Raw genomic sequence first — 19,860 nt, 5'->3', positions numbered from 1 at the left:
GCTTACTCTTCGATAATCTCGACGCTCGCTTCGTAGGCCTGTCCCTGAACCTCGAAGCGCTGGGGCTGGTCGTCGCGGAACCGGGCGACCCCGTCGCTCGTTCGAAGTTCCACGGTGGTCACGCCCGCTGCGAAGAACGGAAGCGTGTTCCGGAACTGGGGGCGGCGTGCTGCAACTTCTGGAAGTACGACGCGGTCGGCGCTGTCAACCCGCGTGACTGTCAGAATCCTGCGGCCGTGACCGGCGTTCCACCGGGAGCTGGTGACGGTGACTGAATCGCCCTCCTGCGTCGCGTCGACGCCGTCCTCGGCCTCGATCTCGACCGGTGGCGCGTCCACGTCGAAGACGGCCGCGTGGGTTCTGTCGTCGACGCTCATCCCTACCTCGTAGGCGTACGTGCCGCCGCCGAGGTAGCCGACTTCCATCGGGGACGGCCCGACTTCCTGGACGTCAACTCCGGACTCCGAGCAGGCGTCGGGGTCACCGTGGGTCACGCGAAGACCGTACTCCTTGGTATCGCCGGGCGCGACGTACCCCATCGGGAGGAGGTACGCCTGCGGTGCGACCTTCTGCCACTCGCCGTCGGCGAGTTTGTGTAGCGACCAGTAGTACGGATTGCCGGTGGCTACCTCTTCGGTGTGATTGACGAGCGTAAAGGAGAGGTTCGCGGGGAGACCGGTCTGTTCTGCACTCGGTTCCAGGAACACACTCGACTCGGAGTCGGCCTCGTGGAACCACGCCGTCTCGGCAGCGCTCTCGCCACCGTCGTCGCCGGGGAGTAGCGGGAAGGACTCACCCTCGAAGCGCGAGTCGCCGGACGGCCCCGGTTGGTCGTGGTTCCACGCGGCGAGTGTGAGCGCGTTGTTCTCGACGCCGAACTCGTTCTGGTACTGCGTCGCCTCGCACGGGCCCTCGCTGTCGTGACCGCCGACCACCGCGAACGTCACGGAGACGGATTCGCCCGCGTCGAGGCGATGGGTCTCCGGGAGCCACCGCGGAACCACGGACTGCGCCAACCGCCAGACGCCTTCCGGGCCGCGTTCCAGGTCTGGCGCGACCACGGGAAGGGACTGGTCCGGCAGCGGCGCGAGGTAGATCTGTCCGGGGTCGATTGTGGTGCTCTGGTCGAGCATCTCGGGGGTGAACCGGGGATTGCTCTGGAACGGCGGATGGTTCCCCAGTCGGAACACGTTCGAGAACTCGTTTTCGTTCCTCAGTTCCACACGCACCCGCGCCGGGTGGTCGGCGGTCGCTCCCGACTCGAACGCGAGGCGCACGCGCCCGCCGTCTCGACTCTCGTACTCCACCGGGAACAGCGAGAGCGTTCGTGGCTGCGTGTCGAGTCGCGTCGTCGTCGCTATCTCGTCCGAAAACCCGCTGTTCCCGTCGTCCTCAGGTTCGTCCGTCTCTGGCGGCCCGTTCGCCGTCGGGTCGTCGGTGTTCGGTGCGTCGCTCGCCCGCGTCTGGCAGCCCGCGAGCATCGCCGACGCAGACGCCAGCGAGGCGAGGAGGGTCCGTCGTCGCATGGACGAAACGTGACACGACGGGGATAAACCCTTTCTGTGGGCTGAAGTCGCGGTTTGAGCGTGACGAGCGGCGATGACACTGTTCGTAGCTCCGTCGAGCGAAGCGGTTTTGCGCGCGGCGACCCGACTCGTGGGTGTGGACGCGAACCAGGAGACCCAGTACAACCCCTACGGCATGGACGAGGAGTGCCGGAACTGCCCCGGCCTCTGTGACGTCCGCGAGCGCGTCGTCCACGGCTACGGGGACGTGGGTGCAGACTTCGTGTTCGTCGGCGAAGCGCCGAGCGCGGGCGCCGAGGAGACGGGCGTGCCGTTCACTGGCGACGACGCAGGCGAGCGATTCCAGCACATCCTCGGGAGCGTCGGCCTGAACTACTCGCTCCCCGACAGCGACGAACCCGAACTCGACAACGCGTTTCTCACCTACCTGACGCGGTGTCGCCACCCCGAACGCGACCCAACCGAGGAGGAGGTCGTGACCTGCGAACCCTACCTGAACGCCGACGTCCGGATGATAAATCCGGAGATTCTCGTGCCGGTCGGGCAGCGCGCGCTCACCGAACTCGGTGCGGAGTACACCACGACGCCCGCCGACGAACTCGACGTCGAGGACCACCACGCGACGACGATTCGCGGCCGCGGCTTCGAACTCGCGCCGATGATCCACCCCGCCGACCAGACCGACGCCGAACGAGACGAATACGTCGACTTTTTCCTCGACCTCGCGGAGACGGACTACCGGCAGACGAAGGGCCGGCGCAGTCGCTGACGCGACTCCCGCGCTCGCCGCCGGGTTCTCTCGTCCTACCGCCAGTACGGCGTGTGCGTGTGTCCCAACCCCCCAGTGCCGCCGACGCCGAGTGCCACCACCGCCGCAGTGACTGCGGCGAGCAGGCCGCCCGTGGCGATAGCCCCAGTCACCCCCAACGCCGAACTCAGCGAGGTGAGCACTCCCAGCGCCGCGACCAGAATAACCGCGACCGCCAATCCCGCGAGCAGTCGTCTTCCGAACACACGTCGACGTTCCACGCGAGCCGACATATTCGGTTCGGCCAAGCGGCGAACCCGCGACGCGCGCTCGTCTGTGGCCCAGAGGAGAATCAGGCCGAGACCACCACGTAGTCCCGGTCGAGACCACCGCGTTCATGCCGCGCGCGCACCGACACTCACACATGACTGTCATCGCCGTGCTGGTGGATCCGCCGCGGGACGGCCTCGTGCTCCCGCGACTCCCCGAAACGTCGCCGCTGGACGCCGGCGAAGCCACGTCGCTGTACCGCGCCACGGCCGCCGACGCGATGCGCGCGGCCGCCGACAGCGGCGGTGACCTGCTCGTGAACTACCGGCCGGACGACCTGATTCCGGACGACCACGTCCCCGAGGGCGCCGACGCCGAAGCCGAGGTCCGGGACCTCGTCGCGGACGCACTGGACGACGACGCCCGCGACGACGCGCGAGTCGAGGTACAGGTCGGGTCCACGCACGACGCCCGCGTCGGCAACACCATCACCCACTTGCTCGACAAGGAGGACGCCGCCTCCGCCGCCATTCTCCACCCTGACGCGCCGCTTCTCGGACGCAAGGACATCGACAGCGCCGCGATGAAACTCCGCCGAAGCCCCGTCGTCCTCGGTCCCGCACAGGGCGGGCGCGTCCACTTCGCGGGCTTTACCGACCCCGTCGACTTCACCAACGCCGACGAACCCCCGGAACTCGGGTCGCTCACCGCGCGCGCCATCGACGCTGGCTACGACACCGACTTCCTCCAGCACGTCACCCGCGTCCGCACCGGCGACGACCTCGCGACAGTCGTCGCCGAGGTCCGCGCGCGCCGCGCCGCCGGCCGCATCGTTCCCGCGCACACCGCCGCACGCATCGAAGAACTCGGCCTCCGCGTCGACGCCGACCGGGAACTCGTCCGCGAGTAGCCCGTTTCTCGTTCTGCCGCTGCGCACCCAAGCGCTTACGCCGTCGGTCCACCGACTCCTGGGTATGCCCGCGGACCTCCACGAGAAGATGGACCGCTACGAGGGACTGCTCGCCGACGCGCTCGCGGAAGCCGACCCGGTCGCGCCGGAGGGAACGCCACTCGACGACGCGGCGGTGGAGTACGAGGAGATGGCGCGGTCGTACCTCGAGGACGGACGCCACTTCCGGGAGCACGACGACCCCGTAAACGCGCTCGCGGCGTTCTCCTACGGGCACGCGTGGCTCGACGCGGGCGCCCGGATCGGGCTATTCGACGTGCCCGAGAGCGGCCACCTCTTCACCGTGTGACAGTGCCGGGGTCGGTACTTCGACAGCGTCCGGGCGCGTAGTTCGGGCGGCGCGGTTCAGCGGGCGGATACTTTACGTGGCGGCCGGGAGTTGGTGGACGTGATGGAGGCGGTCCTCTGGTACGTGTTGACCGGGACGCGCGGCGGCCCGAACCGCGTGCGCATCCTCAGAGCGGTCGACGAGCGGCCGCGCAACGCGAACCAGCTCGCGGAGGACCTCGACCTCGACTACAAGACGATACGCCACCACCTGGACGTCCTCCTCGACAACGACGTGGTCGAGAAGACGGGCGACGGGTACGGGGACGTGTACTCACCGACCGACCGCGTCCGCGACCACTGGGACGTCGTAGAGGAAATCGAGGAGGAAGAGCTGTGAACGCGACCGAAACGGAGGATTCGAGTATGGAGACAATTGGGAAAGTGTATATCGGGACTGCGGCGAACGAGGGAGCATAGATGGGGCTCTGGATAGACGTCACCCGCACGGCAGCGGGACTGAACGTCCTCCTGTTGGTCGCCCTGAGCTACGTCTGGGCCACCAACTACTGGGAGTTCCGATCGAAACACGCCCTCGGCCTGCTGGTGTTCGGACTGCTGTTGCTCGCGGAGAACGCGCTCGCGTTCTACTACTTCATGCTCGACCCCCAGTTGAGCGGCTGGTTCGCGTCGGGCGCGATGCCGACGCTCGCCGGGAACGCGATGATGGTGTTGCGCGTCCTCGAGACGGTCGCGCTGTGCTTCCTCGGCTGGGTCACGATGGACTGACGGCTGCGGTCGGGGGTCACGATGAACTGACGGCGTGCGGTCTGTGCTGTACGCCATACGCTCGCTCTCGGTTAGCTACTTGTCGTCTGCGACCGAAGGTTCACGCGTGTTTGCCGACCGCGAGGACGCCGGACGCCGACTCGCTTCCCTGCTCGAGCAGCGCGGCGTCGCCCTGGACGTCGTGCTCGCGATTCCACGCGGCGGCCTCCCGGTCGGTCGAGCGGTCGCCGACCGCTTCGGCGTCCCACTCGACGTGGTCGCCGCGAAGAAACTCGGGGCACCCCACAATCCGGAACTCGCAATCGGCGCGGCGGCCGGTGACGGCACCGTCTGGCTGAACGACGACCTCGTGGCGCGCCTCGGCGTGGACGAAGCGTACCTCGACGCGGAGCGCGAGCGCGCGACAACGACTGCTCGCGAGAAGACCGAGACGTACCGCGCCGGCCGCCCGCCTCTCGACCTCGCCGGAAAGCGCGTCGCGGTCGTCGACGACGGTGTCGCCACAGGCGCGACGACGCGGGCGTGCCTCGATGCGGTACGCGCACTCGGTGCGGCGAGCGTCGTGCTCGCGGTCCCGGTCGGTCCACGGGACTCCCTCGACGCGCTCGCGGCCCACGCCGACGACGTCGTCTGCGTGGAGACGCCGGCGGTCTTCTCGGCGGTCGGGCAGGCCTACCGCAACTTCTCGCAGGTGAACGACGAGGCGGCGATGTCGTACCTCGAGACCTGAGCCCGGCGGCTCGGCGGTCCGGGGCTTCGGCCGGCGATAACACTTTTCCGGACCGCGGTCACAATCGTGACTATGCCGAACGAGGCGTACGTCCAACTACTGTGTCCGGAGTGCGAGAAGGATTGGGAGAGCACCCCCAGTGACCTTCCGAGCCACGACGAGAACTTCAGTTGTCCGAACTGTCACGCGACGCGGCGAACGGCCGAGTTCATGCGGACCGACCGCGACCTCGAGAATCTGAAACGACTGACGTAGTTCGAGCCGTCGCCTCCTGTTGCATCCGCTCAGACCGTGGTGCGAGCGCCACACGCCTCACAGTGCAGGCGCTCGGTGCCGTCCTCGGTCTCCAGATTCGTGTCCGGCAGCCCGCACTCCGGACAGATGACGTACGTGTCGGCGTAGTCGTCGAGGACCGTCTCGACGCGGTCCTGGTCGAACTCGCCGGTCAGGCGCGCGCGCCCGCTCTCGTCGATCTGCGCGCTCGTCCCGAGTTCGTCCTGGATGAACTTCAGGACGTGTTCGTCCTCGCGGTCGAGCCTGTCGAGGGTCGACTGGAAGTTCTCGTAGACGGTGACGTTGCCCTCTTTGCGGACGTTCGGCTCGGGGATCTCGAACCGACTGTCGCTGCCCTCGGTGTCGGACTTCTGATCCAGCGCACGGTCGAGTTGCTCGTCGTAGTCCATATGGGGGAAAGCGGAGGACCGCACAAAAGCCTTTCAACAGCCGTCGTTCGTTTCATCCGAAACGCCCGCTCACGGATTCGAGGAGTCGTGTTAACGCCTCTCAGGATAATACTATAACCCCGTAACCGTTAGAAGTGGTTGTCATGAAGAAGCAGGAGCTCATCCACCTTCACGGCCTGCTCGCAGAGGTCGGAAGCTTCTACGAACAGTGTGACGAGGCGAACATCGAACTCGGCGACTACGACGCACTCGGTGTACGACCGACATCCATCCACAAATCGAAAACTGACCACAAAGCCGCTGTTTTTGCGCTCTCTGACGGTATCACGTCGGCACTCGACGAATCCGAGGAGGCAGAGCCCGTCGCCGCCTCCGCGGACTAATTCTGAAGAAACGCAGTATCTCTGGACCGCGACCACGTAGCGACGCGTGCGTGCTGCCGAATCTGTGCGCTCGCCCGGATTCTCTGAGCGCCCGCGCCGACTACTCGTCGTCGTCCACCATCTCGTCGACGCTCGGCACCACGTCCGCTTCGTCACTGCTGCCGTCGTCTGCTTCGTCACTGCTCTCGGCGCCTGTCTCGTCACCACTGCCGGCGCCTGCTTCGCCGTCTTCCTCGTCGCTCTCGTCGCTATTCTCTACTACCTCCTCGACGGAGAGCACCTCGAGGGGGATGTTCTCGAGTCGCTGTCCGATCTCCTTCCGGGCGATGCGGGAGGCGTGTTCCTCGCGTTCCACGTTGAACACAGTCATCTCCAGTTCGAGTGCGACGAGGCTCTCGTCCGCGGCGACGAACGCGGGCTCTAACTCCTCGTGACAGTGCGGACAGTGGCGCTCGCCCATGTCGATCTCGACGTAGTTCAGATCCGGGTTCAGCATCTCGCCCGTCTTCGAGATGGCGATCCGCACGGCCTCGTCCGCCGACTCGACGTCGTAGACGGGTACAGCAGCCTCGACGATCACCCTACAATCCATGACTACGTGTGTTATTCGCAGGCAACGCAGAAGAAATTTGGCCTGGCACCGAGCGAAGCGGCTTGTGGGTCCGATTCGGTCCGTCTCGAGGCACAACGAGAACGACGGGTTGTGGCCCCCTCGTTGGTGACGAACAGCGGCCATCCAGGCGCGGTCAGGGCCGGGCAGTGAACGCGGAGGGGGATTGGTGCTGCGTCTCTCCGTCAGTGTTGGGTCTCCTCGCCGCCGATCGGCCCGCCGCTCGTCGGCGCGCCGCTCGCCTGGCCGCCGAGTTGCTCCGGGTTCTCGATCTCGTCGAGGTTGTGGACGACATCCTCGGGGATGACGTACATCAGGGTCCACCACGGGATGAAGCCAATCGTCTGCTTCTTGTCCTTGACCTTCTCCTTCAGCATCAGCCCCTGCTTCTGTGGTTCGATGTTGTCGCACTCGATCACGGTCCCGTCGATGCTCACCACCTGTAGCGAAGGCATGGCGTGTGTATTCAGGCCGTGTGTTCACTTAGACGTACTTGCCAGTGAACGTGATGACCTGGGGCTGAACATGGCATCAGAAAGCGCTTTCAGCATCAAGTTGTGTCCAACTGGTCGCGGAACCACACGCAACCCATCGGTGTCTGAACAACTGGTCTCGGCTGCGGTAGCTGTCCGCGTCCCTGCAGGAAGTGGAACGGGTGTCCTTGCCGGTCACAGCGGAGAGGCAGTCACGAGTACGAGTTCTCCAGGACAACGTTCCCGTCGCCGTTTCTCACAGTGATCGTGTCGGAGTTGTTCTTCCAGACCGCGTTGTCGGACCCCCAGTACAGGTCCGACTCGGTGTCGTCACCGCTTCCGCTGTGGAGCGTGATCGTCGCACCAGGCTCCAGGTCGAATCCGGAGGGGAATCGGTACGTGTCCCCGGCCTCGTTGTGCACCTCCCAGTCGGTCAGGTCGAGGGGTTTCTCTCCCGTGTTCGTGAACACGAGGTACTCGTTGTTCTTGTGCCAGTCGTCGACGCCCGGTGCGTTGACCTGCGCCTCCTTGATTGCGAACGACTCCCCCGGGGCCTCCTTCTTGTCCGATTGCTTCTTACTCGATTGCTTCTTGCCCGATTGCTTCTTCGACGACTGCTTGCTCGAGCTTTGCTGCCCCTTCTTGATATCGTCTCCACGGCCGTCTACGATGTACTTGAGCATCTCGTACTGGACGAACCCGACGGTCTGGTGTGTCTGCGCTTCCTGCTTGGACTGCCCCTGCTGTCCCACCTGGTTCTGGAGCGTGACCCCCTCTTTGTCCAGCACGGCCCTGTCCGCCTCGACGACCGTTCCATCAACGTACGCTACCTTCATGGTTCCTCATCATCTATTGGGTCTGGCACACAAAAAGCGCACTGGCAGGAATCTGACGGTGTTCAGACGACGTCTGAGCGGTTCCGAGCAGCGTTCCTGCCCAACACAGAAGGCCGAGTTGTTCCGTGCGGGGGACCGGAGAGCCCGCTCGTCCTCGGACCGCTCAGCCGCGTCGAGGCGGAACCCGCCGACGAAGGGTTGCACCGTGCGTTCGAACCGGGGCAGGACACCCGAACACCACGAAACCGAACGCGTCAAACGGCCGGACTCCGTACCGCGATTGAATGGAGCGCGGCGCGATCCCCCTGAGCGAGATTCCCGGTCCCGTGGACGTACAGGCCACAATCGAGAGCGGGCAGACCTATCTCTGGTGGCGCCCCGACGGCGCGACCTACGACGCCCTCGGCGCGTCCGGCGGGGACGCGTGGTACCGCACGGTCGTCGACGGCGACGTCGTTGACGCGCGCCAGACCGCAGACGCCGTCGAGTGGCGGTCCACGACGGACGCCGACCCGCTGGTGCGTGACCTGCTCGGTCTGCGCGACGACCTCCACGAGATCCGCGCGGTCGGTACCACCGACGACCTCACGGACGCCGCGTGGGACGCCTACGAGGGCCTCCGAATCGTCCAGGACCCCTTCTTCGGGTGTCTCGTCTCCTTTATCTGCTCCGCGCAGATGCGCGTCGAACGCATCTTCGCGATGCAGGAGGCGCTCCGGGAGACCTACGGCGACCCCGTCGAATTCGACGGGGAGACGGTCTACGCGTTCCCCGAACCCGACGCGCTCGCGGCGGCGACCGAGGACGACCTCCGCGAGCTGAAACTCGGCTACCGAGCGCCGTACGTCCAGCGGACCGCCGAGATGGTGGCGTCCGGCGAACTCACCGAGCGCGACATCCAGGGCCGGGCGTACGAGGTCGCACGCGACGAACTCACGGGGTTCGTCGGCGTCGGCGACAAGGTCGCGGACTGCGTCCTGCTGTTCGCGCTGGGCTACCTCGAGGCGGTTCCACTCGACACCTGGATGCAATCGGCCATCGAAGACCACTATCCCGACTGCGACGGCGGGAACTACGCGGAGACCTCTCGCGCCATCCGCGAGCGGCTCGGCCCGTACGCCGGGTACACGCAGACCTACCTCTTCCACTATCTTCGCTCGGGAGACGACGCCTGAGCGACCCGTCGACTTCGTGCACGACGCCTGACCGATTCCGCTGGCCCCGGGATGACGCCTAAGTGCTGGGAGTGCGCACTCCCCGCATGGCCGACCGAACCCGAGCGCACGTCTTCGTCACCGGCACCGTCCAGGGCGTCTACTACCGGGCGAGCACTCGCGACGCCGCGCGCGACCGCGACGTCGACGGGTGGGTGCGGAATCTCGACGACGGCCGCGTCGAAGCCGTCTTCGAGGGGCCACAGGACGCCGTCGAGGCGATGGTCGAGTGGTGCCACGACGGCAGTCAGGCGGCCAGCGTCGAGGACGTCAGCGTCGAGTACGACGACCCCGAGGGCGCGGACGGCTTCCGGATTCGTCGCTGACCCCTCACATATTTGGTATCAGAGTTATGCTCCCGGAGTGGAACCCACCCAGTGGGCACAGTCGGTGTCAGGGGGGCGTCCGTCCGCGGAACTTTTAGGACGGCCGCCGAACCACCCTACATGATTACGAGCGAACGGATGGCTGCGACCGACAGGAACGCGGCCGCGCTGGGCGTTCCCCGGAAACAGCTCATGGAGTCCAGCGGGAACGCAGTCGCTCGCGAGGTCCGCCAGGTCGCCGAACCCGGCGCGTCCGTCGCCGTGCTCGCGGGTCGCGGGAACAACGGCGGCGACGCGTTCGTCGCGGCGCGGTTCCTCGAGGCGTACGACGTCTCGGTTCACTTGCTCGGTCGCCCGGAGTCCATCGCGACGGAGATCAGTCGCGAGAACTGGGAGGCACTCCAGTTCGCGGAGTACGACACGCACGCGGTGAAGGACTCCGCGGCGCTCGACATCGACACACCTGACGTCATCGTCGACGGCTTGCTCGGAACTGGCGTCTCCGGTGCGCCCCGCGAACCCGAGGCGTCAGCCATCGAGACCATCAACGACACGGACGCGACTGTCGTCGCCGTGGACGTTCCCTCGGGACTGGACGCCAACACGGGCGAGACGCCCGGGGCCGCCGTGGACGCGGACCGCGTCGTCACGTTCCACGACCTGAAACCAGGGCTCTCGGACCGCGAGGACGTCACCGTCGCGGACATCGGCATCCCCGACGCCGCCGAGTTGTTCGTCGGCCCCGGTGACCTGCTCCCCCTGCGCCGTGCGAGCGAGCCAACGGACAGCAGGGCATACGTCGTCGGCGGCGGCCCGTACACGGGTGCGCCGGCGCTCGCGGCGCAGGCCGCGCTCCGGGCCGGCGCGGACCTCTCGTTCGTCGCCGCGCCGGAGCCTGTCGCGCCCCAGATTCAGGGGTACGCCGAGGATCTCATCGTGCAGTCCTACGACGGTGAGCGCCTCGAACCCGCGCATGTTCCGGACCTCGTGGACACCGCCGAGAGCTACGACGACGTGGTGGTTCTCGGACCGGGTCTCGGCGACGCCGACGAGACGCTCGACGCGGCCGCGGACTTCCTCGAAGCGTTCTCCGGGCGCGCCGTGGTGGACGCCGACGCGCTCCCCGTCGTCCCCGAACTCGAGACCGACGCCACGCTCGTCTGCACGCCCAACCGAAAGGAACTCGCGAAGATGGGCGGTCCCGAGGTGGAGAGCGCCGACGCCCTCCGCGAACGAGCCAACGAAATCGAGTCGTTCGCCGCGGACCTCGGCCACGTCGTGGTGGCGAAGGCCAAGGACGACGTGATCACCGACGGCGAGCGCACGCGCGTCTCGAAAGCCGGCACGTCAGGAATGACCGTCGGCGGCACGGGCGACACGCTCGCCGGGACGGTCGCCGGACTGCTCGGCGCGCACGACCCGTTCGAGTCGGCGTGTATGGCGGTGTACGCTAACGGTCGAGCGGCCGAACTGCTCGACGACGAGCGCCACGACGGCCTGCTTGCTTCGGACATCCTGGACGCGCTACCGCGGGCACTGTGGGGTGGTGACGATGAGTGACGACCGACGCGGAGTCGGCGACGGCAGTCCGGAGTCGGCGTCCGACGACCTCACGCACACCACCGAGTCCGGCGACGTGCAGATGGTCGACGTCGGCGACAAGCCCGACACCGCGCGGCGAGCGGTGGCCCGGGGCGAAATCCGTCTCTCGGAGTCCACCGTCGACGCAATCCGTGCAGACGAGATCGAGAAGGGCGACGTGCTCGCCACCGCGCGCATCGGCGCCGTGCAGGCCGTCAAGCACACCTGGGAGACGATTCCGATGTGCCACCAGATTCCCATCACGAACGTCGAGACGGAGTTCAACGTTCAGGACGACCGCGTGGTCCTGGAGGTCGCGGTCGAAACGACGGGAAAGACGGGCTGCGAGATGGAAGCGCTCCAGGGCGTGACGACCGGCCTGAACGTCGTCTGGGACATGGTAAAGGCCGCAGAGAAGGACGACGAGGGGCAGTATCCAGGCACCGCGATTCGAGGCGTCGAGGTCGTCTCGAAGGAGAAGCGAGCGCTGGAGTAGACGGCCACTCGTCGCGGTCCTCGTCGTCCCCGTTTTTCTACTCGCCGGTCACGCGTCGACCTCTTCGGCGACCAGCTCACTCGCCTTCGCACGGGACTGCTCGACGACCGTCGGGCGCGCCTCGAAGTCGATGACGACCTCCTCGTCGCCGTAGTCGACGTCGCGGACGTAGGCGTGGTCGTGGACCCACGAGACGACGCTCATCGTCTCCTCGGTCATCGGGAGGACGAGTCGCTCGCGCTCGCGGGGCGGCAGGTCCGCGTCGATACGCTCGCGGAGGTCCTCGAGATTGATGCCTTCGAGGCCGCTCACGGCGACCGGGTTCGGCGCGAGCGCCGCAAGCGCCTCGCGTTTCTCCGCGAGTTCGTCGTCTGGCACGGCGTCGACCTTGTTGAACACGGTGACGAGGGGCGCCTCGTTGCGCTCGTACAGCGTGTCGTGGCACGTCACCAGTTTCTCCCGGATTTCCTCGACGGACTCGCTGGCGTCCACCACGAGCAACACGAGGTCCGCCTGATAGACCGACTCGAGCGTGGACTTGAACGACTCCACGAGCCAGTGCGGGAGGTCGCTCACGAACCCGACGGTGTCCGTCAGCAGGACGTTCCGGCGGTCCATGTCGAGGCGCCGCGTGGTGGTGCCGAGCGTCGTGAACAGTTTGTCCCGCGATTCGGCGGTGGTGTCGAGGTCCGGATGCAGGTCCTCGTTCTCGTCGACGTCGAGGTCGTCCGCGAGGCGGCGCAGGAGCGTCGACTTGCCGGCGTTCGTGTAGCCCGCGAGCGCCACCAGGTCGAACCCGGACTCCCGGCGCGTCTCACGGCGCTGCTCCTCGGTCTTCTCGATGTTCTCGAGTTCGTCCCGGATGCGACTGATGCGCGCCTTGATGTCCTGCTCGCGGCTCTCGTCGTACTCCCCGAGGCCCATGAACCCGGGGCGCTCGTCGCGCTGGGCGAGACTCGTCTTCGTCTCCGCGCGCGGTAACTCGTAGCGCAACTCCGCGAGTTCGACCTGGAGTTGTGCTTTCCGGGTGTGTGCGCGCTGCCCGAAGATGTCCAGAATCAGCCGGAACCGGTCGACGACTTCGGTGTCGCCCGGGAGTTCCTGCCCGAGGTTGTACGTCTGGTAGGGACCGAGGCGGTTGTCGAACACAACCGTCTCTGCGTCGGTCTCCTCGACGACCGTGGCGAGCTCCGCGACCTTCCCCTCGCCGAGCTGGAGTGCGGGGTCGGCTTCGCGCGCTTGGGTCACCTCGCCGACCACCTCGTAGCCGGCGGCGCGAACGAGATCGCGTATCTCGGCGGTGTCGGCCTCGCCGTCGTCGACGCGCTTGGCCACCACCGCCGTGTTCGTATCGGGCCCTGTCACTGGTGTGGACGTACGCACTGGCGGCACTTAAGCCCCTGCGCCGAGCGGCGACTCGAGCGGTCGAGCGAGTGAGCGCCTGGTAAGCGGCCGGTGCTCTCGACGGCAAAAGAGACTTACCAGTCGGTTACCGAGTTGGGGCCATGATAGACGTAGACCCCACCTCCCTCGGCCTCGAATTCGGGGGCGGCGCAGCAATCGGCGGCGTCATCGGCTTCGCCGCGAAGAAGATCGCGAAGCTCATCGCCGTGCTCGTCGGCCTGGAACTCGCGCTGTTCAAGTTCCTCGAATCCCGGGGTATCCTCTCGGTCGACTGGGACCAGCTCACCGCGGGCATGATCCAGGTGAGCGAGGCGGCCAACGGCGCGCCGCCGTCCTGGATGGCCACCATCCTCTCGACGCTCTCCGTGAGCGCGGGGTTCGCCGGTGGCTTCCTGCTCGGTTTCCGGAAGGGATAGTTCGGTCGGCGTTCTCGCGCCCGCGAACGCGACTATCGCGTGTTCAGGTCGTCTTTGTCCTTCACGATTCGCGTCTCGGCTTCGCCGCTCGACACCTCGTTCACGCGGTCGTAGAACTCGTTTTGCATCCCAGCCGGGAACGTCAGCACGCCCACCCACGAGCCGTCAGCCTGCCACTCTTCGCGCTCTAACTCCCCGAACTCACGGATCTGAGCCTGTCCGCTGCCCGCGTGGTCCGCGGGCAACTGGACCGCGACGGTGACCTCCTCGAATCGGATCGGGATCACGGGCCGGAGCGCCTCCAGCGCGTCGTCGACCTGGCTGTCCGCTGGCTCCATCGGGTCCACGGTGAACCCTGCCTCCTCGAGCGCGTTCTCGATGCGCTCGGGCGGGTGGGGCGCGTCGTCCATCTGCGGGTTGATGGCGTTCCGCGTGATGGTGTTGACGAGGCTCCGGCGCTTCTGTTCTTGCATCTCCTCGCGTTGCTCCGCGGTGATCTGGATCTCCCCGCGCTCGATGACCTCCGGGATGATCTCCATCGGGTCGGTCGTCCCGAACACCTCCTCTAGGTCCTCCTCGGCGGGCCGGTCCCCGCGGGAGGCGTTCTCGAAGACGTCGCGGGCCGCGATGACGTCCTCGAGTTCTCCCTCGAACTCGCCGCGTTTCATCGCGAGGGCGGCGTCCGGGTCCACCAGCACTTCGAATCGCTCACCGTGTGTCTCGAGTCGAGCTGTCACGGCGTCGTCGAGCGAAATCATACCCCACCTTTCGACGGGTCGATAAAAAGACCTTCTCCCCGAAAACTCATCACCAATCAGTTACCACGTCACATCGTGAACCGTGGCCACGTCCTCCTCGCCGCCGCTGTTGTCCTCCTCGCAACGCCGCTGTGGATCGGCGCCGTGCTTCCACACGAACCTGTGCACAAGTACGAAACGCACGAGGTCACCGCCGACGAGAACGGTATCCACGTCGATTCCCCACTGGTGATGCCGCTCCGCGACGTCACGTGCAGCGCCCCGTTCGACCTGGAGTGCCGGTTCGTGGAACGCGTCCAGAACGCGGGGGAGATTCGAATCAACGATTCATATCCGACGCTGGCCGACGAGTACGCGTACGACAACTACGAGTGGCGGGTCGAATCCCATCAGAACTACTCCATCGTCAGCCTGGAACCGGTTTCACCCGAGACTGTTCTGGACGGAATCGCCCGGAATCCCTCCCCCGAACTGGAGGCCGCACTCGAATCCGGTTGGGTGAGCACTGACTACGACGTACCCGCGGAACACGTCGTCTACGCGACTAGCGACGGGTACCGCGTCATCGGGAACGAGTACACCGACACCGACGCCGCGAACAAGAACGAACTCCGCGGCGCGCTCTCCATCGCCGGCGTCGCTGTCGGTTTCGCTGCGCTCCTCCGTGGACAGCGACGGCGAGTAGAAGCAGAACTGGCAGGCTGACTACTCCTCGTCTTCCTCGTCCTCGCCTGCGCCTTCCTCACCCGTGTCTTCCTCGTCGCTTTCCTCGCCCGCGCCTTCCTCGTCGCTTTCCTCGCCCGCGCCTTCCTCGTCGCTTTCCTCGCCCGCGCCTTCCTCGGCGCGCAGGTCGTGCTCGTCGAGGTACTCGCCGATCTCCTCGTCGGTCAGTTCGATGAACGTCCCCGTCTCGGCGTCCACGGTGGCGACGCCGACGCCGATCGGTTCGAGGCCGTCACGGACCTCGCCGAGCGCCTGGAACGCGAGTTCGACGCCCTCGTCGAGGGAGAGAGACTCCTCGTACTGCTCCTCGAGGTGGTCCTGGATGTCCGCGCGGTCCGCGCCGATGGCGATGGCCTTCCACTCGTAGGGCGTCCCGGAGGGGTCGGTCTCGAAGAGGTAGGGGACGCCGTCCTCGACGCCGCCGATGAGCAGCGCGACGCCGAACGGGCGCGCGCCACCGACCTGCGTGTACTGCTGGATGTGGTCGGTGATGTCCTTCGTGAGCGTCTCTACGCTGATGGGCTCGTCGTAGCGCACCCGGTTCACTTGGGCGTCGCGGCGCGCGAAGTCGATGAGTTGCCGGGCGTCAGCGACGTGCCCCGCGCTCGCCACGCCGATGTGGTCGTCCGCCTTGTGTATCTTCTCGACGGAGGAGTGCTCCATCAGCGGCGAACTGACGTGCTTGTCCACGAGGAGCACGACGCCGCCTTCGGTGCGCACGCCGATGCTCGGCGTCCCGCGCTTGACGGCTTCGCGCGCGTACTCCACCTGGTAGAGTCGTCCGTCGGGGGAGAAGATGGTGATACCGCGGTCGTAGGCCTGCTGTTGGTTCTGTCCCTGCATGATTTACGTCGCGTCGAACCGCGTCGCGCCAGCGAATCCGTCCTCGCAGTCTACGTCGACGCGCTCGCCCCGCACGACGGCGCGCCTGGATTCGTCCTCGAACACGACTCGTTGCTCGTCTGCGATTTCTGTCGGGTTACCTAAATACTTTTCTTCGGCTGCGCGAACCGTCCCCGAAACCCCTCGCACGGCCACCCGGACGGGGTCGCCGTGCACCTCGTCCACGCACGCGATGGCGGCGCGGGCGCGCTCGACCTCTCCGCGTCGCGCCCGCACCAGGGCTTCGCCGTCGCCCGACCCCAGGTCGAACTGCAGCACGCGGAGGTCGGCGTCCGCGCTCCCGGCGTCCCCGTAGAGGTTCTGCGCGGCGAACCAGACGCTGCGCTGGAACTCCCGGCGCGACACGTCGGCGTCCGGCCACGACTCGAGTTCCACTGCGAGGTAGCGCCACCGCGGGCGGAGGTGCTTCGGGAGGTGTTTCACGACTCGTGGTCCCCCGACTCGATGTCGGCGTCGATTCCCTCGAGGTCCGCCGCGCCGACCGCTCGCTCCGCGACGAGAACGCCGACCTGGTCGTGGACCCGCTCGATAGCGGTGAGCGCGTACCCCTCGTCCGTAAACGCGTCTGCGAGCACGCCGACGGTCGCGGGGTCGTCGACCTCGGGGCTGTAGAACGGCTCGTCGGGGTCCGCAGAGGCGAACAGCATCACGTCACCGAGCACGATCTTCTGGGGCGCCAGGTCCGCGATGACGCCGATGGCCTCGCGCTTCTCGTCGTTGCTCAGGTGGTGCATCGCGAAGTTCGACGTCACCACGTCGATATCTCCTTCGTCCTCGATGTTCGGCTCCCGGAACGTCCCCTTCTCGAATTCGACGTTGTCAAGGCCGCGCTCCTCGGCTTTCCGGCGCGCTTCGTCCATCATCCCCTCGCTGATGTCGCGCCCGACGACGCGTTCTGCGTCCTCGGCGAGCGCGAGCGCGATAGCGCCCGTGCCACACCCCAGGTCGAGTACGGTGTCGTCGCTCCCGGGGGCGGCGTGTTCGACCACGAGCGCGACGCAGTCGTTGTACTCCGGGGTCTCGTCGTCGTCGTACTCGGCGGCGATGTCGTCGAAGCGCTCGGCGTGCTCCTCAATCGTCTTCTTCATACCTGCCACGTTCGACCCCCTGGGAAATGAACTCCGCGGACTGCCGTTCCCGGTTCCGCTCGGCGAGCGCACCCCACTCCTCGAGTCCCCCGCGGATCTGGTCGCGGTCGAACCCGATTTCCTCGCCGACGGCGAGCAGTTCCCGGGGCGCGCGCAACTCCAGGTGGCTGTGGGCGTCCGCACTCACGACGTACGGCGCGTCGTAATGCTCGACGAGTTCCCGGAGTTTCCGGAGGCCGCGCAGCGCCTGCACGCGCGGGCCGCCCTCCGCGCGGAGCACGCGCGAGAAGTCGAACTCGAGGCGCACGCCGTTCTCCCTGGCCGCACGCACGATGACGTGGTTGACATCGCCCTCGCCGCGCATCGGCCCCGCGAGCACGTCCGCTTTCGGTGACTCCGCAACGAACCGGTTCAGGTCCGGCGTGCCGCCGCGAACCAGCACTACCGTCGCCTGCTCGCGGAGGTTGCCGATGGCGCCGCTGGCGTGGGCCACGTCCTCGGGAACTAACTCCGCGCCGTCCACCACGTCGACGCCGTACTCGTCGGCGATGGATTCGAGGTCGGTGTCCGGGCGGGCGTCGGTGTGGTTCCGCACGACGACGCCGTCGTAGCCGTCGCTCGCCACCGTCGCCGCGAATCGGGCGACCGTGCTTTCGCCGTCGGGGCGCGCGTGAACGGCCTCGTACACGCGTCGCTGTTGGCGGGCCGCCCGTAAAAACGCGTGCGGTTCACTGCCTCCGACTACGGTGCCCGTTGCGTTGGTGACTCCGATGCCGGTGTCCGGTTGCGTCAGCCCTCGACCCACAGCAGTGGCGTGTAACTCCCCGCGAATCCGTCGGTCGCGGGGATCGAACCGGCGACGACCCAGCCGTCGGGTTGCTCTGCGAGCACCGTCCCGCGGTGCGTGGCTGCGACGACCTGATCGTCTTCGTCGACGCCGCTGTCGATGCCGGTCAGTCCGGTGACCGTCTCGTCCGACCGCGGGAGGTCCACCTGCTCGAGGGTCTCACCGTCGCGGCACGCGAACAGCGCCGGGTTCGCGTCCTCGTCGTCCCACGTCGACGTGTGGGCGAGCGCGCTGCCCGCGTAGACGTCACCGTCGACGGCGCACACCGACCGGAAGTAGCGCTGCTCGTACCCGTCGTCGAGTCGCGTCCACGACCGCCCGGCGTCCGTCGTACGGAACAGCCCGAACCCGGTCGCGGCGACGAACTCGTCCGGTCCGACAACCGCCAACTCGTGGACGTCGTCGTCGACGCCGGATTCGTTGCCGGCTTCGACGTCGCTCTCGCCGTCTGTCCCGCCGGCCCCGCGGCGCTCCGTCCACGTCTCGCCGCCGTCGTCGCTGACGTGGACGCCGCCGACTTCGACGCCAGCGACGACGCGGTCGGGTTCGTCCGGGTGCACGTTGAGGTCCCGCACCTGCGCGAGATTCTCGTGTCGGGGGAGTCGCCACTCGTCGCGCGACGGCAACTCCTGGAACGCCTCGAGTTCTCGCCACGCCAGTTCCCCGAGCGACGCCGCGCCGTCGTTCGCCTGCTCGCCGCCGCTGGTCTGCGCGACGTAGACGTGCGCCGGACGCGTCCCCGCGTACACCCGCCCGTCGGGGCTCGCGCCGACCGCGTACACGTTCTCCCGGGGCACGCCGAGGTTCGTCCACTCGTCACCGCCGGGCGAGTGATACAGCCCCGTCTCCGTGGCGGCGAACACTCCGTCGACTCCCTCGAACGTCCGGACGCGGGCGACCGCCCCCGCGTCGAGAACCTGCTGTGCGTTCGTCTCCGCCGCCCGGCCGACGCCAGTCAGTCGATACAGGCCGTCGCCGCTTCCCGCGAGGAGCATATCTGGTCCGTCCACCCGGGACCAGTAAAGCGTTCGCTGAACAGCAGTTTTGGAAGGATGATGACAGGAAAGGGGTGGGAGCGGTCGGCTCTAGCTCAGCGCCTCGCGGGCGTTCTCCACGGCGGCCTCCCGCTTCGCTGGGTACGCCTCGACTTTCGCGCGCAGCGACAGGCCGTCGCCGAGTTGCGCGTCGCCCTGGTAGGCCGCCTGCTTGTCGAGGTGGACGAACAGCGAGCAGTTGTCGTCCACGCGGTCATCGAGTTGGGCGCGGATCTGCTCGATGTCCGCGCCGTCGCGCAACTGGTCGAGGACGTGGCGCATCTCGTCGGCGCGCTCGACGCGCGCCGACAGCACGACGATTCGGTCCCCGAGGTGCCCCTCGGAGGTCGTGCGCTGTAACTCGACGTCCTCCGGGAGGAAGTGCCGGAGCGAATCCTTCACGCGCTCCTCGTCCTCCGTGTCGTAGCAGAACGCCCGCAGGTCGAAGTAGTGGAACGGAACGGAACCCATTGGGAAGGCGTAGACGCCGAACGCCTAAAAGAATCGCTACTCCGGACCGCCGGCGCTCGACTCGCCACCGGATTCGCCGCTGGGTTACTCCTCGTCGGCGTCCTCGCCGTCACCGCCCTCGGCGTCCTCGAGGTTGTCGGCGGGCACGCCCGCTTCCTGCCCGTCTTCGAAGCTCACGGTGTAGTTCGGCTCCCCGAACATCGTCTCGACGACCTGGGTGACCGTGCCCGTTTCGCCGTCGAACTCGCTGTGCTTGTCGTGAAGTACGACCGCGTCGTCCTCTTCGAAGCTCATACCGACTCGTTCCTCGGGAT

29 protein-coding genes are annotated in these 19,860 nt (G+C 67.0%); 14 read left to right on the top strand and 15 right to left on the bottom strand.

What is annotated here, in order from left to right:
• Positions 1 to 2: 2 nt before the first annotated feature.
• The gene (locus LT970_RS07285; RefSeq protein WP_232685787.1) at positions 3 to 1,526 is read right to left on the bottom strand and encodes a hypothetical protein; all 1,524 of its coding nucleotides are present in this window, start codon (positions 1,524 to 1,526) and stop codon (positions 3 to 5) included.
• A gap of 136 nt (positions 1,527 to 1,662) precedes the next feature.
• Between LT970_RS07285 and LT970_RS07280 the strand changes: the two genes are divergently transcribed.
• Complete coding sequence (locus tag LT970_RS07280) at positions 1,663 to 2,295, top strand: uracil-DNA glycosylase (RefSeq protein ID WP_232685786.1); 633 nt, start codon at positions 1,663 to 1,665, stop codon at positions 2,293 to 2,295.
• Positions 2,296 to 2,330: 35 nt separating this feature from the next.
• Here the strand turns inward: LT970_RS07280 and LT970_RS07275 are convergent, their stop codons facing one another.
• Positions 2,331 to 2,540 (bottom strand): hypothetical protein, encoded by a 210-nt coding sequence (locus LT970_RS07275; protein WP_232685785.1) that lies wholly within the window; start codon positions 2,538 to 2,540, stop codon positions 2,331 to 2,333.
• 158 nt (positions 2,541 to 2,698) lie between these two features.
• Between LT970_RS07275 and LT970_RS07270 the strand changes: the two genes are divergently transcribed.
• From LT970_RS07270 to LT970_RS07245, 6 genes are all read left to right on the top strand, one after another.
• Positions 2,699 to 3,454: a DUF2064 domain-containing protein gene (locus tag LT970_RS07270; protein WP_232685784.1), complete on the top strand. Its 756-nt coding sequence runs from the start codon at positions 2,699 to 2,701 to the stop codon at positions 3,452 to 3,454.
• A 64-nt stretch (positions 3,455 to 3,518) separates the two neighbouring features.
• Positions 3,519 to 3,803: a DUF357 domain-containing protein gene (locus LT970_RS07265; RefSeq protein ID WP_232685782.1), complete on the top strand. Its 285-nt coding sequence runs from the start codon at positions 3,519 to 3,521 to the stop codon at positions 3,801 to 3,803.
• A 102-nt stretch (positions 3,804 to 3,905) separates the two neighbouring features.
• Positions 3,906 to 4,181 carry a winged helix-turn-helix domain-containing protein gene (locus LT970_RS07260; RefSeq protein WP_232685780.1) on the top strand — a complete coding sequence of 92 codons (276 nt, stop codon included), beginning with the start codon at positions 3,906 to 3,908 and terminating at the stop codon, positions 4,179 to 4,181.
• A gap of 80 nt (positions 4,182 to 4,261) precedes the next feature.
• Positions 4,262 to 4,570, top strand: a complete 309-nt coding sequence (locus tag LT970_RS07255) for a DUF8036 family membrane protein (RefSeq protein WP_232685779.1) — start codon at positions 4,262 to 4,264, stop codon at positions 4,568 to 4,570.
• A 106-nt stretch (positions 4,571 to 4,676) separates the two neighbouring features.
• Positions 4,677 to 5,300 carry a phosphoribosyltransferase gene (locus LT970_RS07250; protein WP_232685778.1) on the top strand — a complete coding sequence of 208 codons (624 nt, stop codon included), beginning with the start codon at positions 4,677 to 4,679 and terminating at the stop codon, positions 5,298 to 5,300.
• Between the two features lie 72 nt (positions 5,301 to 5,372).
• Positions 5,373 to 5,555 carry a DUF7836 family putative zinc-binding protein gene (locus LT970_RS07245; protein WP_232685777.1) on the top strand — a complete coding sequence of 61 codons (183 nt, stop codon included), beginning with the start codon at positions 5,373 to 5,375 and terminating at the stop codon, positions 5,553 to 5,555.
• A gap of 29 nt (positions 5,556 to 5,584) precedes the next feature.
• Here LT970_RS07245 and LT970_RS07240 read toward each other — a convergent pair whose 3' ends face one another.
• Positions 5,585 to 5,983 (bottom strand): translation initiation factor IF-2 subunit beta, encoded by a 399-nt coding sequence (locus LT970_RS07240; protein ID WP_232685776.1) that lies wholly within the window; start codon positions 5,981 to 5,983, stop codon positions 5,585 to 5,587.
• Positions 5,984 to 6,126: 143 nt separating this feature from the next.
• On the opposite strand from LT970_RS07240, the gene LT970_RS07235 reads away from it, so the two are divergent.
• Positions 6,127 to 6,366 carry a UPF0058 family protein gene (locus LT970_RS07235; RefSeq protein ID WP_232685775.1) on the top strand — a complete coding sequence of 80 codons (240 nt, stop codon included), beginning with the start codon at positions 6,127 to 6,129 and terminating at the stop codon, positions 6,364 to 6,366.
• A 100-nt stretch (positions 6,367 to 6,466) separates the two neighbouring features.
• On the opposite strand, the gene LT970_RS07230 is transcribed toward LT970_RS07235, so the two are convergent.
• The 3 genes from LT970_RS07230 to LT970_RS07220 form a co-directional block, all read right to left on the bottom strand.
• The gene (locus LT970_RS07230; RefSeq protein WP_232685774.1) at positions 6,467 to 6,958 is read right to left on the bottom strand and encodes a DUF555 domain-containing protein; all 492 of its coding nucleotides are present in this window, start codon (positions 6,956 to 6,958) and stop codon (positions 6,467 to 6,469) included.
• Between the two features lie 203 nt (positions 6,959 to 7,161).
• Positions 7,162 to 7,431 carry a hypothetical protein gene (locus tag LT970_RS07225; protein ID WP_232685773.1) on the bottom strand — a complete coding sequence of 90 codons (270 nt, stop codon included), beginning with the start codon at positions 7,429 to 7,431 and terminating at the stop codon, positions 7,162 to 7,164.
• A gap of 230 nt (positions 7,432 to 7,661) precedes the next feature.
• Positions 7,662 to 8,285, bottom strand: a complete 624-nt coding sequence (locus tag LT970_RS07220; RefSeq protein ID WP_232685772.1) for a lamin tail domain-containing protein — start codon at positions 8,283 to 8,285, stop codon at positions 7,662 to 7,664.
• 284 nt (positions 8,286 to 8,569) lie between these two features.
• Between LT970_RS07220 and LT970_RS07215 the strand changes: the two genes are divergently transcribed.
• The 4 genes from LT970_RS07215 (at position 8,570) to moaC (ending at position 11,902) form a co-directional block, all read left to right on the top strand.
• Positions 8,570 to 9,460: a DNA-3-methyladenine glycosylase family protein gene (locus LT970_RS07215; RefSeq protein ID WP_232685771.1), complete on the top strand. Its 891-nt coding sequence runs from the start codon at positions 8,570 to 8,572 to the stop codon at positions 9,458 to 9,460.
• 86 nt (positions 9,461 to 9,546) lie between these two features.
• Positions 9,547 to 9,825 (top strand): acylphosphatase, encoded by a 279-nt coding sequence (locus LT970_RS07210; protein ID WP_232685770.1) that lies wholly within the window; start codon positions 9,547 to 9,549, stop codon positions 9,823 to 9,825.
• A 120-nt stretch (positions 9,826 to 9,945) separates the two neighbouring features.
• On the top strand, positions 9,946 to 11,385 hold the full coding sequence (locus LT970_RS07205; protein WP_232685768.1) for an NAD(P)H-hydrate epimerase: 1,440 nt from the start codon (positions 9,946 to 9,948) through the stop codon (positions 11,383 to 11,385).
• The gene (gene moaC, locus LT970_RS07200) at positions 11,378 to 11,902 is read left to right on the top strand and encodes a cyclic pyranopterin monophosphate synthase MoaC (RefSeq protein ID WP_232685766.1); all 525 of its coding nucleotides are present in this window, start codon (positions 11,378 to 11,380) and stop codon (positions 11,900 to 11,902) included. The genes LT970_RS07205 and moaC overlap by 8 nt, the downstream gene beginning before the upstream one ends.
• Positions 11,903 to 11,950: 48 nt before the next feature.
• On the opposite strand, the gene hflX is transcribed toward moaC, so the two are convergent.
• The gene (gene hflX, locus LT970_RS07195; protein ID WP_232685765.1) at positions 11,951 to 13,267 is read right to left on the bottom strand and encodes a GTPase HflX; all 1,317 of its coding nucleotides are present in this window, start codon (positions 13,265 to 13,267) and stop codon (positions 11,951 to 11,953) included.
• Positions 13,268 to 13,407: 140 nt separating this feature from the next.
• Here hflX and LT970_RS07190 point away from each other — a divergent pair, with 140 nt between their 5' ends.
• Positions 13,408 to 13,722 (top strand): FUN14 domain-containing protein, encoded by a 315-nt coding sequence (locus tag LT970_RS07190; protein WP_232685764.1) that lies wholly within the window; start codon positions 13,408 to 13,410, stop codon positions 13,720 to 13,722.
• 32 nt (positions 13,723 to 13,754) lie between these two features.
• On the opposite strand, the gene LT970_RS07185 is transcribed toward LT970_RS07190, so the two are convergent.
• A complete protein-coding gene (locus LT970_RS07185; protein WP_232685763.1) occupies positions 13,755 to 14,480 on the bottom strand; it encodes a ribosome assembly factor SBDS in 726 nt (241 codons plus the stop codon).
• Positions 14,481 to 14,555: 75 nt separating this feature from the next.
• Between LT970_RS07185 and LT970_RS07180 the strand changes: the two genes are divergently transcribed.
• Complete coding sequence (locus tag LT970_RS07180; RefSeq protein ID WP_232685762.1) at positions 14,556 to 15,185, top strand: hypothetical protein; 630 nt, start codon at positions 14,556 to 14,558, stop codon at positions 15,183 to 15,185.
• Here LT970_RS07180 and psmA read toward each other — a convergent pair whose 3' ends face one another.
• From psmA to LT970_RS07145, 7 genes are all read right to left on the bottom strand, one after another.
• Entirely contained in the window at positions 15,186 to 16,046 is an 861-nt protein-coding gene (gene psmA, locus LT970_RS07175) for an archaeal proteasome endopeptidase complex subunit alpha (RefSeq protein WP_232685761.1), read from the bottom strand.
• A 3-nt stretch (positions 16,047 to 16,049) separates the two neighbouring features.
• Positions 16,050 to 16,529 (bottom strand): Rpp14/Pop5 family protein, encoded by a 480-nt coding sequence (locus tag LT970_RS07170; RefSeq protein WP_232685760.1) that lies wholly within the window; start codon positions 16,527 to 16,529, stop codon positions 16,050 to 16,052.
• Positions 16,526 to 17,194 carry a class I SAM-dependent methyltransferase gene (locus LT970_RS07165; RefSeq protein ID WP_232685759.1) on the bottom strand — a complete coding sequence of 223 codons (669 nt, stop codon included), beginning with the start codon at positions 17,192 to 17,194 and terminating at the stop codon, positions 16,526 to 16,528. The genes LT970_RS07170 and LT970_RS07165 overlap by 4 nt, the downstream gene beginning before the upstream one ends.
• Positions 17,178 to 17,882, bottom strand: a complete 705-nt coding sequence (locus LT970_RS07160; RefSeq protein WP_232685758.1) for an RNase P subunit p30 family protein — start codon at positions 17,880 to 17,882, stop codon at positions 17,178 to 17,180. The genes LT970_RS07165 and LT970_RS07160 overlap by 17 nt, the downstream gene beginning before the upstream one ends.
• A gap of 101 nt (positions 17,883 to 17,983) precedes the next feature.
• Positions 17,984 to 19,036, bottom strand: a complete 1,053-nt coding sequence (locus LT970_RS07155) for a sialidase family protein (RefSeq protein WP_232685757.1) — start codon at positions 19,034 to 19,036, stop codon at positions 17,984 to 17,986.
• Between the two features lie 90 nt (positions 19,037 to 19,126).
• Positions 19,127 to 19,546, bottom strand: coding sequence for an RNA-binding protein (locus LT970_RS07150; protein WP_232685756.1), 420 nt, complete (start codon positions 19,544 to 19,546; stop codon positions 19,127 to 19,129).
• A gap of 84 nt (positions 19,547 to 19,630) precedes the next feature.
• Complete coding sequence (locus LT970_RS07145) at positions 19,631 to 19,840, bottom strand: DUF1918 domain-containing protein (RefSeq protein ID WP_232685755.1); 210 nt, start codon at positions 19,838 to 19,840, stop codon at positions 19,631 to 19,633.
• Between the last annotated feature and the right edge of the window lie 20 nt (positions 19,841 to 19,860).

The sequence above is a fragment of the Halobacterium zhouii genome (genome assembly GCF_021249405.1).
Taxonomy (GTDB): Archaea; Halobacteriota; Halobacteria; order Halobacteriales; family Halobacteriaceae; genus Halobacterium; species Halobacterium zhouii.
This window is presented reverse-complemented; position numbering and strand designations above follow the sequence as displayed.